This is a genomic window from Nocardia sp. NPDC051990 (assembly GCF_040680755.1).
Taxonomy (GTDB): domain Bacteria; phylum Actinomycetota; class Actinomycetes; order Mycobacteriales; family Mycobacteriaceae; genus Nocardia.
The window spans coordinates 39,730-53,889 of sequence record NZ_JBFAXH010000025.1; the positions used below are offsets into that span (position 1 = coordinate 39,730).

General features: G+C 66.9%; 14 protein-coding genes and 1 pseudogene. 5 read left to right on the forward strand and 10 right to left on the reverse strand.

Translation table 11 applies throughout. The features are described from left to right. Position 1: 1 nt before the first annotated feature. Complete coding sequence (locus tag AB0L63_RS30000) at positions 2 to 883, reverse strand: ABC transporter ATP-binding protein (protein ID WP_364507605.1); 882 nt, start codon at positions 881 to 883, stop codon at positions 2 to 4. 188 nt (positions 884 to 1,071) lie between these two features. Here AB0L63_RS30000 and AB0L63_RS30005 point away from each other — a divergent pair. Next, positions 1,072 to 1,255, forward strand: a pseudogene (locus tag AB0L63_RS30005) (universal stress protein); the annotation flags it as partial. Positions 1,256 to 1,275: 20 nt separating this feature from the next. Here the strand turns inward: AB0L63_RS30005 and AB0L63_RS30010 are convergent. Continuing rightward, positions 1,276 to 3,561, reverse strand: coding sequence for a heavy metal translocating P-type ATPase (locus AB0L63_RS30010; protein ID WP_364507609.1), 2,286 nt, complete (start codon positions 3,559 to 3,561; stop codon positions 1,276 to 1,278). A gap of 318 nt (positions 3,562 to 3,879) precedes the next feature. After that, positions 3,880 to 5,226: a wax ester/triacylglycerol synthase family O-acyltransferase gene (locus tag AB0L63_RS30015; protein ID WP_364507612.1), complete on the reverse strand. Its 1,347-nt coding sequence runs from the start codon at positions 5,224 to 5,226 to the stop codon at positions 3,880 to 3,882. Between the two features lie 318 nt (positions 5,227 to 5,544). Here AB0L63_RS30015 and AB0L63_RS30020 point away from each other — a divergent pair, with 318 nt between their 5' ends. After that, complete coding sequence (locus AB0L63_RS30020; RefSeq protein ID WP_364507615.1) at positions 5,545 to 5,691, forward strand: hypothetical protein; 147 nt, start codon at positions 5,545 to 5,547, stop codon at positions 5,689 to 5,691. Between the two features lie 61 nt (positions 5,692 to 5,752). Here AB0L63_RS30020 and AB0L63_RS30025 read toward each other — a convergent pair whose 3' ends face one another. Next, positions 5,753 to 6,007: an acyl carrier protein gene (locus tag AB0L63_RS30025; RefSeq protein WP_364507618.1), complete on the reverse strand. Its 255-nt coding sequence runs from the start codon at positions 6,005 to 6,007 to the stop codon at positions 5,753 to 5,755. Positions 6,008 to 6,030: 23 nt separating this feature from the next. Further along, complete coding sequence (locus AB0L63_RS30030; protein WP_364507620.1) at positions 6,031 to 6,165, reverse strand: hypothetical protein; 135 nt, start codon at positions 6,163 to 6,165, stop codon at positions 6,031 to 6,033. A gap of 131 nt (positions 6,166 to 6,296) precedes the next feature. On the opposite strand from AB0L63_RS30030, the gene AB0L63_RS30035 reads away from it, so the two are divergent. The 3 genes from AB0L63_RS30035 (at position 6,297) to ppsA (ending at position 10,237) form a co-directional block, all read left to right on the forward strand. Further along, complete coding sequence (locus AB0L63_RS30035) at positions 6,297 to 6,962, forward strand: DUF2267 domain-containing protein (protein ID WP_364507622.1); 666 nt, start codon at positions 6,297 to 6,299, stop codon at positions 6,960 to 6,962. A gap of 306 nt (positions 6,963 to 7,268) precedes the next feature. Next, positions 7,269 to 7,823: a flavodoxin domain-containing protein gene (locus tag AB0L63_RS30040; RefSeq protein WP_364507625.1), complete on the forward strand. Its 555-nt coding sequence runs from the start codon at positions 7,269 to 7,271 to the stop codon at positions 7,821 to 7,823. Positions 7,824 to 7,954: 131 nt separating this feature from the next. Continuing rightward, entirely contained in the window at positions 7,955 to 10,237 is a 2,283-nt protein-coding gene (ppsA, locus tag AB0L63_RS30045; protein ID WP_364507701.1) for a phosphoenolpyruvate synthase, read from the forward strand. A 49-nt stretch (positions 10,238 to 10,286) separates the two neighbouring features. Here the strand turns inward: ppsA and AB0L63_RS30050 are convergent, their stop codons facing one another. The 5 genes from AB0L63_RS30050 to AB0L63_RS30070 all read right to left on the reverse strand — a co-directional run bounded on the left by AB0L63_RS30050 (position 10,287) and on the right by AB0L63_RS30070 (position 14,096). Then, positions 10,287 to 10,550: a hypothetical protein gene (locus AB0L63_RS30050; protein ID WP_364507628.1), complete on the reverse strand. Its 264-nt coding sequence runs from the start codon at positions 10,548 to 10,550 to the stop codon at positions 10,287 to 10,289. Positions 10,551 to 10,689: 139 nt separating this feature from the next. Then, entirely contained in the window at positions 10,690 to 11,241 is a 552-nt protein-coding gene (locus AB0L63_RS30055; protein ID WP_364507631.1) for a hydrogenase maturation protease, read from the reverse strand. Beyond that, positions 11,238 to 12,530 carry a Ni/Fe hydrogenase subunit alpha gene (locus tag AB0L63_RS30060; RefSeq protein ID WP_364507634.1) on the reverse strand — a complete coding sequence of 431 codons (1,293 nt, stop codon included), beginning with the start codon at positions 12,528 to 12,530 and terminating at the stop codon, positions 11,238 to 11,240. Before AB0L63_RS30060 ends, AB0L63_RS30055 begins: the two co-directional genes overlap by 4 nt. Then, entirely contained in the window at positions 12,514 to 13,287 is a 774-nt protein-coding gene (locus AB0L63_RS30065; RefSeq protein WP_364507637.1) for an oxidoreductase, read from the reverse strand. Before AB0L63_RS30065 ends, AB0L63_RS30060 begins: the two co-directional genes overlap by 17 nt. Continuing rightward, positions 13,287 to 14,096: an FAD/NAD(P)-binding protein gene (locus tag AB0L63_RS30070; protein ID WP_364507704.1), complete on the reverse strand. Its 810-nt coding sequence runs from the start codon at positions 14,094 to 14,096 to the stop codon at positions 13,287 to 13,289. The genes AB0L63_RS30065 and AB0L63_RS30070 overlap by 1 nt, the downstream gene beginning before the upstream one ends. Between the last annotated feature and the right edge of the window lie 64 nt (positions 14,097 to 14,160).

Sequence of the window (14,160 nt, forward strand, 5' to 3'; positions counted from 1 at the left end):
CTCACGCCTGTCCGTAGTAGGAGAGGAAGATGTCTTCCAGATCGGGTTCGCGGCTGATGATGTCGACGACGTCGTACGGTGCGACGGCTTTCAGCAGTTCCGCGGTCGATCCCGACAGTTCGATATGCACGGTGGTGGCATCGCGCCGGACCTCCCGCACGCCCGCGATCCGGCGCAACGCGTCGGTGTTGGGCGGTTCGCCCGCGAATCGCAGATCGATCTGGTGTGGCGCCCGGCCGGTGAGGTCGGCGACCGATCGCACCTCGATCAAGCGACCCTGCCGCAACAGCCCGACCGTATCGGCGACGGCCTGTACCTCCGAAAGGATGTGTGAGGAAAGGAAAACCGTCCGTCCCGCGTCGCGCGCCTCCCGGATCATGGTGAGAAATTCGCGCTGCACCAGCGGATCCAGTCCGGTCGTCGGCTCGTCCAGCACGAGCAGATCGGGTTCGGACATGAAAGCTTGCACGATACCGACCTTCTGGCGATTGCCATGTGACATCGCATCGATCCGGATGGTGGGATCCAGATCCAGCCGTTTGATCAGTGCGTCACGGACGGTGAGATCGACGCCGCCACGCAAATTGGCCAGATACGTCAGATAGTGCTCCGCCGTCATATCGGGATAGGCGACGAATTGTCCTGGGAGGTAACCGATATGGCGCTGCGCTGCCTCCCGCTCCCGGACCGTGTCCGCACCGCACACCCGCGCTGAACCACTGGTGGGGCGCATGAGCCCCACCAGGATACGGATCGTCGTCGTCTTGCCCGCACCGTTGGGGCCCACGTAGCCGAAGACGACTCCGACGGGGACACGCAATGTCACCTCCGCGAGCGCCTGCTTGCGGCCGTAGGACTTGGTCAGCCCGTCCAGCTCGATCATCGACGAAACCACCTTGCGCGACCTTCCGGTCGCGGCAGGGTCCGAAACCGGTTCCGTCAACTGTGCTCGCGCGGACTTCGGCCTGGACAGAGTCGGGCGGCCCTCCCGCCGTGGACATTGGTCCCCGCCGCCCTGATGGCCTGGCTTTCACGCTCGGATTCGGCTCAGGCCATCGGCGCAGCGCCGCTGTGGATAGAGTCGAAATCTTCGCCACCGGGCCACGCCGGCACCTGTTGGTCTGGTCGAAGTCGGCTCAGGTGATCGTCGTCGTCGGCCGCGGGCGCCGGTCTCCGGGGACCGGTGCTCGGTTCGACGAGCAATTGGCTTGTGCAGCAGGCGCATTGCCCGGTCGTCGTGGTCCACCCGTCATAGTCCCGAGCCGAAGCGCGATGCTAGCGAGCGACACCCGAATCGTGCTCACCCGGATTGCGCGCCAATGTGAACAATGCCTCGTCCTCTTGCGCGAAGTGCAGCGTGAGGATCGCGTCCAAGCCGTACAGGGTGGCGCGCAGGTCATCGATCTGGTCGGCGCGGATGCCGCCGGGCGACTCGGCGAGATGGCGGCGGATCCGCTCGACCAGCCGCTCGATTTCGGTGTGCTCGCGGCTCATGGTCACCATCGCCTCCGGGTCGCGCAAATAGTTCGCCAGGGCCGGATACAGCTGTGTCTCCTCGGCGTGCTCATGCGGCAGAACATCGGCGGTGAGCACATCCAGGGCCCTGTGCAGTGCGGCGTCGGCATCGGGTACCGGCCCGTGCGATAAGGCGTCGGCGGCATCGCGCACCGAGGAACGGGCGGCATGCAGCCGTTCGTGTTCGCGTGCGAAGCGCGCCACCAGCGGGTCGATTGCGGCGCTGCGCCGACCACGACCGATGCGCAACACCCGCAGCGCGTTCAGGATCACCGCTACGTCGATCCCCTCCTGTACGAGCGCTCCGGCGGCGGGCACCAAGAATCCGAACGCCGCCGCGATCATCGCTACCAGCGACAGCGACATGCCCGTGAGCGCACTCTGCACGGCCAGCCGATGCGTTCGCTGGGCGATGTCCACGGCATCGGCCAGCCGGTCGATGCGGTCGTCCACGATCACCGCGTCGGCGGCCTGTACCGCGGCGGTAGACCCGCGTGAGCCGAGCGCGACACCGACATCCGCCGCGGCCAAGGCCGGTGCGTCGTTGACACCGTCACCCACCATCACCGTGACGCGGTCGTGCTGTTCGGCGCGGATCGCCGCGATCTTATCGGCGGGATCGGCGTCGGCGACGACCTCGGTGAGGCCCAGCATGCGGGCGACCTCGGTCGCGTTGTCGACCCGGTCCCCAGTGAGCAGGAGCAACCTGTGCAGGCCGGCTCCCCGTAGTCGGCGCATAGTCCGTGCCGCGTCGACCCGGATACGGTCACGCACCAGCAGCGCCGCGACCGGGGCATCGTTCACCGAAACCCAGATGATGCCGGCCAGATCCAAATGCGCGCGTCGGGACGCGGCATCGACCCATGGTGCAGGGTGTGCAGCCGCGGGCAGCCTGCCGACCCGCACCCGATCGCCCTCGACCGTACCCGTTGCCCCCTGCCCGGGTTCTTCGGAAATATCCACGGCCACAGCAGGTTTCAGTCCTCGTGCCGCCGTAGCGCCGAGTACGGCCTTGGCGAGCACATGCGGCGAATATTGTTCGACCGCAGCCGCACGACGCAGTGTCACCTCCTCGGACACGCCCGGAGCGGTGACGATATCTATTACCTCTGGGTGGCCGACGGTCACGGTTCCCGTCTTGTCCATCGCGAGACACCGTGCGCGCCCGAGCGTTTCCAGAGCAGCACCGTCCTTGACGACCACTCCCGCCCGTGCCGTCCGCGACATCCCCGCGGTGACCGCCACCGGCACCGCGAGCAGTAGCGGACACGGTGTCGCGGTGACGATCACGGCGACCGCACGGACCGGGTCCCCAGTGACCACCCACGCGATGCCCGCGAGGACCAGTGCGATGGGCAGGAACCACACCGCGACCCGATCGGCCAATCGCGCGACCGGCGCCGCGGCCGCGGCCGCCTGGCCGGCCAGCGTCACGATTCCGGCATAAGTGCTCTGTTCTGCCGTGGCGGCGGCCCGAATATCCACAGCGGCACCGGCATTCGTCACCCCGCTGCGCACATCCGTGCCCACCTTGCGGACGACGGGCACCGGCTCACCGGTCAACGTCGACTCGTCGAACACCCCCTCGGTGCTCAGCACACCGTCGACCGGGACGGTCTCCCCCGGCAATACCACGACCACATCGCCGGGCTCTACCGTGGCGGCCGCAACCGTCTCGATTCCCTTCGCCCGCCGCAGATGCGCACGAACCGGGGCCCGCCGCAACAGCTCGGACAGATCTCGCCCCGCCCGTCGCCCGGCGTAGGCCTCCAGTACCCGGCCGGTGGCCACCATCAATGCGATCAGTGCACCCGCGAAGTACGCACCGACCGCGGCTGCACCTATCAGTGCGACCACGGCGAGCAGATCAGCGCCGTACCGCCCTTTGCGAAGGTCGACCACGACCCACCACAACGCCGGCAGCAATGCGATCACGGTCGCCGCCAGCCAGAGCAGATCCGCGGCGGTCGTGCTGAACGGTCGCGCGACCAGCCCTGCCGCCACCAGTGCGCCGATCACGTATCCCAGCAACGCCTGCCGAAGCATCAGTCCGGGTCACCGCGCAGGTGGATGGGATAGTCGGGGGTGTCCGAAGAACTCATGTCAGCACTCCTGATCGCTTGCGGTGCTTCGACTGTCGCATCCGATGAGGGCCGTGCAAGAGAGGCCGAAAGGCACCTTCGCAGGTCCGAATTCCCCTACATGACCGCACGGCTCGACGACGGACGAATCGGATCCCGCGCGTTCGAAGGAGTTGTCATGGACTGGCTGACCGGCGCCGTACTCATTGCGGTAATGGTCATCGCAGCCACATTTTGTCCGCAAAAGCGGCAGTAGCGGACGGAACGGTCTCGCGGCACCTTCTCATGGGATGTGTGGGACGCGGGACGCGGCCAGCAGTTCGGCGATTCCCTGTTCGATACCTTCGGCGATCAGGTCGATGTCGGGGGTGGTGTCGTAGTCGCCGGTGATGCCGAAGACGAGCTGGTCGTGGTAGCTGAGGATCGCGATCGTGGTGCGTAAGCGCATGGCGATGGGAATGCAGGGCAGGATTTCCAGTACTTCACGACCGTGCACGGTCAGTGGTCGGCGTGGTCCGGGGACATTGGTGGCGAGAGCGGCGACGCTGTGCTGCGGGAAGTGTCCGGCCAGCCGGATTGCCCAGGCGACGACGGCGAAAGGCAGCCATTCGGCCATCGACAGCATCGACTTCTCGGCCTCGGCCTCCCCTTTCGCACGATGCTCGGAGATCCGGTCGTGCACCGCCGCGAGTCGACGCACCGGATCCTCGATGTCGATGGGCAGGTACGGGAGCATGGCCGAAACCCTGTTGTCCATGACATATTTCGCGTCCGACGGGCGCACGGATATCGGCACCAGAATGCGGAGCTTGTCCGGTGTGGGCTCCTCGCCGCGCTTGTGCAATACGGCTCGGTAAGCCGAGGCGATGGCCGCGAGTGCTACATCGTTGACCGTCGCATCGAAAGCCGCGCCGATCTCCCGGATTTCCGGTAGCGAAGCGCGGGCGACCACATAGCGTCGTTGCCGTCCGATCGGGCCGTTCAACGAGGTCGCGGCAGTCGGTGCGATGGCCGCGTACACCACCGGCACCAGACCACGCACCACCGAGACCGCGAACCGCGGCGCCACCAGCGGCAGCCGGATCCCCTTCGCCACCAGACCCGATAGGCCACTACCTGAACGATCCTCCGCACGAGGGCCCCGCACGCTGTGGTCTTCCCCTGGCCGGTCGCACAGACCCTCGAACAGTGTGATCCCCGAAATGCCGTCGACCATACTGTGATGGGCCTTGACGATCATCGCCCAGCGATCGCCGGCCAAGCGCTCGACGACCACGCATTGCCACAGCGGATGATCTCGGTCGAGCCGTTCCTCCAGTTCCGTAGCGATCAGTTCGCGCAGCGCCGACTCGTCGGCGGGCTCAGGCAGCGCGGTCCACCGAATGTGGTGCGCCAGATCGAAATTCGGGTCGTCTTCCCATACCGGCGCAGTCAGGTCGAGTGGCGCCCTGCGCACCCGCTGCCGGAGGCGGGCGTTACGTTCGAGCCCTGCGGCGACTCCCGCGCTGAACTCTTCGCGCGTCGGCGGCTGGCCCGCAACGATCGCCACCGCGCCGATGCCCAGGCTGATATGCCTGTCGGTGTCCTCCAACTCCATGAATCCCGAATCCAACGGACGCAACTCGGTCATGGTTAACCTCGACAGATCGATGGTGGCAGCCGGTACCCGCGGATGGGACAGTGTGGCACTGCCACTCGATAATCCTCGCGCGCGCGTACCGCTGTGGGTGAGAGACAAAGGTCGACAGTCGAAACGCCTAATTGCCCTTTATCCCGCCGCGACATCGGCGGACCTCGAGGGATATGGCTTCCGGCAATCCAGACCGCTCCACGTCAGCGATTCTGACCGTCACGCTGAATCCGACCGTAGACATCTGTCTGGAGGTGGAACAGCTGTATGACGAGGGCAAGAACCGGGCCCGGCTGTGCTCGGTCCGAGGCGGGGGCGGTGGTATCAACCTGTGTCCGTGCCTGTGCGTACGGGGTCGCGGCGGCCGCGGCGACGGTACTGCTGCCTGGTACCGAGGTATTCGATGCGACTACCGTCGAGGAATTGCTGGCCGACGTGCATACGCGCTGGTCGATCCGGCAATAGCGGCCCACAGCCGCGCGCGGAGGTGCCGCCGAGGGCGCCGGGCGGGCAGCCCTGCGCATCCTTACTGCGCCGCGGTGAGGAATTCGACACACGATCCGATTGTGGCCAGATGTGCGTAGTCGTCCTCGTCTATCCGCACTCCCGTTGCCTTCGTGAGCTTTTCGACGAAGGTCAGGAAGTCGAGGGAGTCCAGATCAAGGGTGCCGCGCAGCGGTTCGGTGTCGGAGAGCGCCGCCAGTTCGGCGGTCGTTGCGAAGCCGGTCAGTGCGGCCCGCACAACGGAATCCGCATCAGCGCGAGACAGGGTGTCGGGCATGTCGTTCACAACCTCTCGATAGGTCACAGCTGGTCCGGGTACTGCAGCAGTTCGGCGATGGTGTTCAGAAAGCGGGCGCCGACAGCGCCGTCGGCGGAAAGTCCTCGGCCGAAGGGACTTTCGACTCTGGTCGTGGCACGCGACGATGCTGGGGCCATTCGGGGGGCCGATACCGTGACCATCGCCCCACATCGCGGCAACTTTCGCCCCTTGGACCCGGCTCGCCCGCATCGCAGGCTAGGCGGTAGGCGATCCCGATTCGCACCAGGTGAACACCGAGGAGCACACCATGTCACATTCCGATGATCCTTTCGCATCCGCCGTGCACACCGCACGGGCATGGGTGCATGCCGTCGCGGACGGGCTCGACACCGACGACCGCGCCTTCGCCTATCGGGTGTTGCGGGCCTGGATGCACACCATCCGCGACCGGATCAGCGTTACCGGTTCCGCTCATCTCAGCGCGCAACTGCCGGAGATCCTGCGCGGCGTCTACTACGAGGGCTGGGTGCCGAGCCATGTGCCGGTGCGCCATGGCCGTTCCGAATTCGTCACCCAGTTCGCCAGGGCGGCCGACATCGATCCGGACGAGGTCGGACCGGTCGCGGGCGCCGTCACCGCCGCGCTGTCGGATCTGTTCGCCCCGGGTCAGCTGAACCGAGTGTTCGCGGTGCTGCCGATGCACCTCTACGGGGTGCTGTGCGGCGGGCGAACACCCGTCGCGGACGACCGATCGGCGCAGCTTTCCCCCGGCGAGGATCCGCCGATCGATCGGTTCACCGCCTTGGAGAATCGGGTTCGCGCGCTCGGCGATGCGGTCGCCGCACTCGCCCACGGTCTCGAGCGGCTGCCCATCGACGCCTCGAATGCGAACCGAACGGCCGCCGCGGCCCAGGAGGCACACCGGATTCTGCTCACCGAGGGACCGGTGCACACTGCCTCGCAGGCACGCTGACATGTTGCGCGGCACCATCGCGGCCGCGCACATGAGAACGAACCGCTCAGCGTCGTCGCTTCCCGCGCCGTACTGCGCCGGACCTCGACGCCATCGCGGTGGTCGACGCACTCGGCCGACTCATCGGAATCGTGACCGCCACCGATCTGACGCGGGCTTGCCAGCGCAGCGCACTCGGCCTGCCGGTCCGGCCGCCACATCCACATCGGCCACCACCGAGGCCGAATGGGAATGGGGACGTTGGTCCCCGACCAACGGGCATCACGGCTCTCACCGCCGGTCCGGCTCCTGCGCGACGCTGAGGGTATGGAATCGAAGGCACCTCGCATCGCGGTCGTATACGCGACCGAAAAGGGATCGACCCGCGATATCGCGGAGTTCATCGCCGCCGAACTGAAGGATCAGGGCGCCGAAGTGGAACTGAGTGACGCCGAGCACGCACCAGAGCTGTCCCGCTTCGACACCGTCGTGCTCGGTAGCGCGATCCACGATATGGACTTCCTGCCCGCGGCGGTCACCTTCGTGCGAACGCACCGCGAGGCATTGCGGAACAAGAACGTCTGGCTTTTCAGCGTCGGCCTGGGCCCCGCGCTCGGCGGGCCCATCGGAAGCCGGATCGGCCGGATCGTGCCGAAGAAGATCGCCGCGCTGCGCGACTCGATATCGCCGCGGGGCTACCAGGCATTCTCCGGACACTACGAACACGTCGGCGTCTCGCTGAAAGCCAGAATCCTGTATCGCATGATGGGTGGCGGCCGCTACGGCGATCTGCGCGACTGGGCCGCCATCCGCGCCTGGTCCACGAGCATCGCGCGATCACTCGGTCTGCCCGCGGCACAGTCGAACACCGTCGTCCCGTAACCGGAGCCGAGCCCGATCGCCGTCCGGACCGCGGGTCCAACGCCGGGACCTTCGACCGTGACTGTCGCTGCTGGACCGGACGACGGTGAGAACAAAGACATTTCGAGACACCGAAAGTGACGGGAGCCGAGATGGGCGACTATGTGGCCGGATTCGATGAGCTGCGGCTCGACGATACGGCTCGGGCCGGTGGCAAGGGGGCGAACCTGGGCGAGCTGGTGGCGGCGAAGCTGCCGGTGCCGCCGGGTTTCGTGATCCTGCGGGCCTGCTATGAGCAAGTGATCTCGGACGGTCCCGACGGCGCTGAGCTGGATCGCCTGCACAGTGCGGCACTCGCGGCGAGCGCCGACACCCCGCGGGTGGCCGAATTGTGCCGCCGCATGCGCGAACTCGTACACAAGGCCGTCCTGGACGGCGGCATTCGCGACACCATCCTGACCGCGTATCACGCACTCGGCGAGCAGGTTCCCGTCGCCGTGCGCTCCTCCGCCGTCGGCGAGGACAGCGCCACCTCTTCGTTCGCGGGCATGAACATCTCCCGCACCAATGTGCGCGGCGACGCGCAACTACTCGCCGCGCTCATCGACTGCTGGGCTTCCCTGTTCACGCCACGGGTGGTGACCTATCGGGCGCGGCGCGACATGCGTCAGCGTCCGGTCATGGCAGTCGTGGTGCAGCGCATGGTGACCGCACGGCGATCCGGCGTGACATTCACCGCCGACCCCGCGACCGGACGCAGGGACCGGATCGTGGTCGACGCCGCCCGCGGTCAGGGCGAGGTAGTCGTCTCCGGTGCGACCGAACCCGATACCTACCTGTTCGACGCGGCCGGCCCGACCCTACTCGAAACCCGCGTCGGCCATCAGAGCTTCGCGATCGTTGCGGGACCCAACGGAGATCGCCGGGTGGAATTGACCGGTTCCGAAGCCGACGGACCGGTACTGGACGAAGTGCAGGCGTTGGCCGTTGCCCGCCTCGCGCTGGCCGTACAGGAGCACCACGGCGGCAAGCCTCAGGATGTCGAATGGGCCTTCGACGATAACGATCTCTGGCTGGTACAGGCCCGTCCGATCACGACGCTGCCCAACGGTCCGGCCCAACAGCGCGTCGCTGGCCCGATGCCCGCGCAGCTGCTGGTGCGCGGGCTTGCCGCCGCACCCGGCAGCGCGACCGGGGCCGTGCGCAATCTTTCCTCGCCCACACAGGGGCAATCGTTGCGCGACGGCGAGGTGCTCGTCGCGCCGATGACCAACCCGGACTGGCTGCCCACCCTCACTCGCGCGGCGGCGGTGGTCACCGACAGCGGCGGAATGACCTGTCACGCCGCCATCGTCGCCCGCGAACTCGGTGTACCATGCGTGGTCGGCACGCGCACCGCGACCACCACACTCATCGACGGTACCGTGGTCACCGTGGACGGTTCGGCGGGCGAAGTCCGTGCCGGACAACCGAAATCGAGCCCGACAACCACCGCGCCCGCCGCGGCGACCGCTGGCACCGAAGCCACGGCAACCCGGATCTATGTCAACCTCGGACTGCCTGAAGCGGCCGAACGCGTCGCCGCCACCGACGTCGACGGTGTGGGCCTACTGCGCGCGGAAACTCTGCTGACCCAGGCGCTCGGCGGGCGCCACCCCCGCGATCTGATCGCCCGCGGCGAGGAACACCTCTTCGTCGACCGCATGGCCGAATCGCTGCACCGCATCACCGCGGCATTCCAGCCGCGCCCGGTCATCTACCGCGCCACCGACTTCCGCACCAATGAATTCCGCGCCCTCACCGGTGGCGCCAGATACGAACCGGTGGAACACAATCCGATGATCGGCTACCGCGGCGCCTACCGTTACATCCGCGAACCGGAAATGTTCGCACTGGAACTGGCCGCGCTGGCCCGGGTTCGGGAGCGCACCCCCAACCTGCACTTGATGATCCCCTTCGTCCGCACCCGTTGGGAACTGGAGGCGTGTCTCGAACTCGTCGACACGAGTCCGCTCGGTCGCCAGCGCGGCCTGCACCGCTGGGTCATGGCCGAGGTTCCCTCCGTCATGCACTGGCTCCCCGAATACGTCGGCCTCGGCATCGACGGCGTCTCCATCGGCAGCAACGACCTCACCCAGCTCATGCTGGGCGTGGACCGGGACTCCGAAGAATGCGCCGAACTCTTCGACGAATCCGACCCAGCCGTCCTGGACGCCATCGCCCGCATCGTCACCACCGCCCGCCGCCTCGGCATCACCTCATCGCTGTGCGGTCAGGCGCCATCCAACCACCCAGAATTCGCCGAACACCTCGTCCGCCTGGGAATTACCTCGATCTCGGTCACCCCCGACGCGGTCCGCATGGCCCGCCGAGCCGTCGCCGCCGCCGAGCGCCGCCTGCTACTCGACCAAGCCCGGTCGGCTGGTCGAGACTGACCCACCCGGCCGGATAGTGCGCCGCCGTGGTCCGGTCGCGCTACGCCGATCACCTCGCCGAGCCGTTAGCGGACAAATCCGGAGTCCATGAATGTGCGGCCCCGTTGGCCGTGCTGATCCGCCACCACGCCAATCGTTCGGCGAGTTCGGCCAGCCATTCGGGCGGCACACCGTTCAGCTCTCGCTCTGCACCGGTGACCGCGGCAGACAGCGCTTCGGCCGAAACGGCGGGAAAGTCGTGTCGCAGGTGCTCGACCGCATCGGTCGGTTCGACGTCCTCGGCGGTGGTGTGCTCGGATCTCACCGATGTCATGTGTGGCTGCCTTGCTCGTGGATCACGTTGTTGCCAACGGTATTGCCGGGCGGTCATATCTGGGCAGGGCCACCGGTCCCTGGATTCGGGGGCCGATCGGCCCTAGAGGTAACCGCAAGCAACCATGTAAAGCCATTGATCAGGAGTTTCCTGCCGGGCGGCGAGTGCTCCCATGATCCCGGACCCGACTGCCATCCAGCGGGCGGGCTGTGCCGACCTGTCCGGTCGAGATGCCCAGTCGAGCCAGCTCCGTCAGTACGGCGTCGACCACCTGTGGTACCGCGGCCGCGACCGGTTCGGACATGCCGACGCCGAGATCGAGGCCGGCCGCTTCGACGGCAATAACGATGAGTTCGCCGGGCAGGCGGCCGAGGGCTCGGCCCAAGGGCAGGGCGTCCGGGATGCCGAGGGCATGTGAGCTGGCGGCCCGGGTAGCCCCGCCCAGCGCATCGATGGTGGTGCGCCAGATGCGGCCCGGAGTGCACGGTTCGCACAGCACCGCATCGACCACGATCGCGAGTTCCACATCCGTCCACACATCCAGCAGTCCGGCCGGCTCGCCGTCGCACAGGGTCACCGACACGCCTGGCAATCCCAGTTCCGCGATGGCGGTGGCCACGGCCGGACCGATTCCGTCGTCGCTGCGGAATTCGTTGCCGACGCCGATGACAACCGCACGCACCCCACTCACCGGCGCACCACATTGATCTCGAGGAAGTGCGCGGCACAGGAAATGCATGGGTCATAGTTGCGAATGGTGCGCTCGCACAGCGTGGTGAGCGCGGTGTCGTCGAGGTCGAGGTTGGCCGCCACGACGCGACGCAGATCGTCCTCGATGGCGGCCTGGTTCTGGGAGGTCGGCGGAACGATGGTGGCGGCACGGACGATCCCGTCGGCGTCGACCTCGTATCGGTGGTAGAGCAACCCGCGTGGCGCTTCGCTGACACCATGACCGACGCCCGCGCGGGGTGCGGTCGGTACGGCGGGGCGGGCCGGGCGTTCGTAGCCTTGGATCAGCCGCAACGCCTCGTCGACGGCGTAGACGACCTCCACGGCACGAACCAAAATACTGCGGAACGGGTTACGGCATTGCGCGCCGAGCCCGATTTCCGCCGCGACTTGCCGGGCGGTCGGCGAGAGCTGCCAGGAATTGAGCGTGTATCTGGCCAGTGGTCCGGTCAAATACCTTTTGCCGTCCAGCCGGGCGTGCAGTGCGGTGGAATGCGGTACTTGCTGCTCGACGACGTGCGCCAGGAATTCGGCTGCGGGAAAGTGGAGACCATCGGTGGTATGTACGTCGCCACCTTCGATGGCGTATCGGTCCGGTTCGGTGGCGGCCAGGAGTATGTGGTCGAGTTCGACCTCGGGAAAGTCGAAGGCCGCGGCCCAACGAGCGGTGTGCAAAGCATAATCCTGTGCGCGGCGCAATTGTTCGGCCACCGGCGCGAAATCGCCGCGATCGGGAACCGAATAGAAGCCGCCGACCCGGACATTGATCGGGTGGATCGGCCTACCGCCGATGAGCTCGAGCAGCATATTCCCGGCCTTCTTCAAGGCCAAGCCATGCTCGACGAGCTCACGGTGGTCCACAGCGAGGGTGATCGCATCCGGATAGCCGAGGAAATCGGGAATGTGCAGTAGGTGCATGTGCAGGGTGTGGCTGGAGATCCACTCACCGCAGTACAGCAGCCGCCGCAGGTTGGCCAGCGGTTCGTCCAACCGGATGCCGCAGACCTGCTCGATCGCGCTGCACGCACTGGTCTGGTAGGCCACCGGGCAGATGCCGCAGATGCGGGCGGTGATATCGGGCGGCTCGGTATAGGCGCGGCCACGCAGGAATGCCTCGAAGAATCGGGGCGGCTCGTAGATATTCAGCTCCGCGCGCTCGACTACCCCGTCCGCGACGACGACCCGCAGCGCGCCTTCGCCTTCCACCCGGGCCAGCGAACTGACCTTCAATTGCCTACTGCGGTGACTCATCGCGGCTCCGGTCCGCGAAGGCGGGTGCCGCCGCCGCGAATGTCGTGAAAACCCGGTCGATGTCGGGCTGGTCCATGCCGTTGATGCGCAGGATGGGAAGTAGCGCACCGATATTGGGATTCGCCATCGGTCCGAAGCAGCCGAAGCAGCCACGGTGGTAGGCCGGGCACACCGCACCACATCCGGCCTGCGTGACCGGTCCCAGACACGGGATGCCGTCGGCGACCGACACACAGGTGGTGCCGCGGCGTTTACATTCGGTGCAGACGCTGGTGTTCGGAATATCGGGTGCGCGACCGGCCAGGAAAGCACCGAGGGTTTCGAGTAACTGGCGGCGGTCGATCGGGCAGCCGCGCAGCTCGAAATCGACCGGAACATGCGCCGAGATCGGGGTCGAGGTGGCGAGTGTCGAAATGTACTCCGGGCTGGCGTAGACCACCGAGGTGAATTCGGCGACATCGGCGAAATTGCGTAGCGCCTGGATCCCGCCGTGCGTCGCGCACGCGCCGATTGTCACCAGAATCCGGGATTGCGCACGGATATCGGCGATCCGGCGCACGTCCTCGGGGGTGGTGATCGAACCCTCCACCAGCGACACATCGTAGGGTCCCGGCTCGACCGCGCTGGACGCCTCGGTGAAATGCGTGATGTGGATCCGGCCCGCCAGGGTCAGCAGTTCGTCCTCACAATCCAATAGCGTCAGCTGACAGCCATCGCATGAGGCGAATTTCCAAACCGCGAGGGTCGGGGTAGCCATCACAACTCCCGGATAGATAGCAATGGTCCGGCCACCGCGTAGTCGACGACCGGGCCGTCTCGACAGACCAGCAATGGACCGAGTTGGCAGTGACCGCATCGTGCGACGCCGCATTGCATATTGCGCTCCAGCGACACCCTGATGTCGGTCGCAATAATTCCCTTGCGTAACAGGATCTGTGCACAGAATCGCATCATCGGTTCCGGCCCGCAGAGGAACGCGGTGGTGCGGCTCGGTTCCAGCCGCAGATGTGCCAGTGGCTCGGTCACGAAACCGATCCGCCCCGTCCAGCCGGGCTCGGGATGGTCGACGGTCTGGTGAAGTTCGACCGAACCTGTGGCCTCCCAATCGTTCTGCTCGCGCCCGAACAGGATGTTCGACGGCGTGCGCGCGCCGGTGACGAGAATGACGCGGCGGTAGTCCGCACGGGCCGCGAGCGCGCCGAGGACCACCGGGCGCAATGGTGCTAGCCCGACCCCGCCACCGACGATGACCAGGTCGTTCCCGGCTGCCGACGCCAGATCCCAACCGACGCCGAAGGGCCCACGCACGCCGATCACGCCGCCGATTCCGGTGTCGTGCAACGCCCCGCTGACCGCACCGACCGCGCGGATCGTATGTTCCAGCACATCGCTGTTCGCGGCTGGATCTCCGCTGACCGACATCGCGACCTCACCGACACCGAAGCTGTACAGCATCATGAACTGACCGGCCTGAAAGCGTTGCGCCGCAACACCAACCGGTTCCAGTAGCAGTGTCACGGTGTCCCGCGTCTGCTGGGTGCGGTGGGTGACCCGGTACGGCAGCATCGCCTCGCCGACCGGTGTCGGGCGGGCCGGCACGGCGACGCGCCCACCCGTCGCCCGACCACCA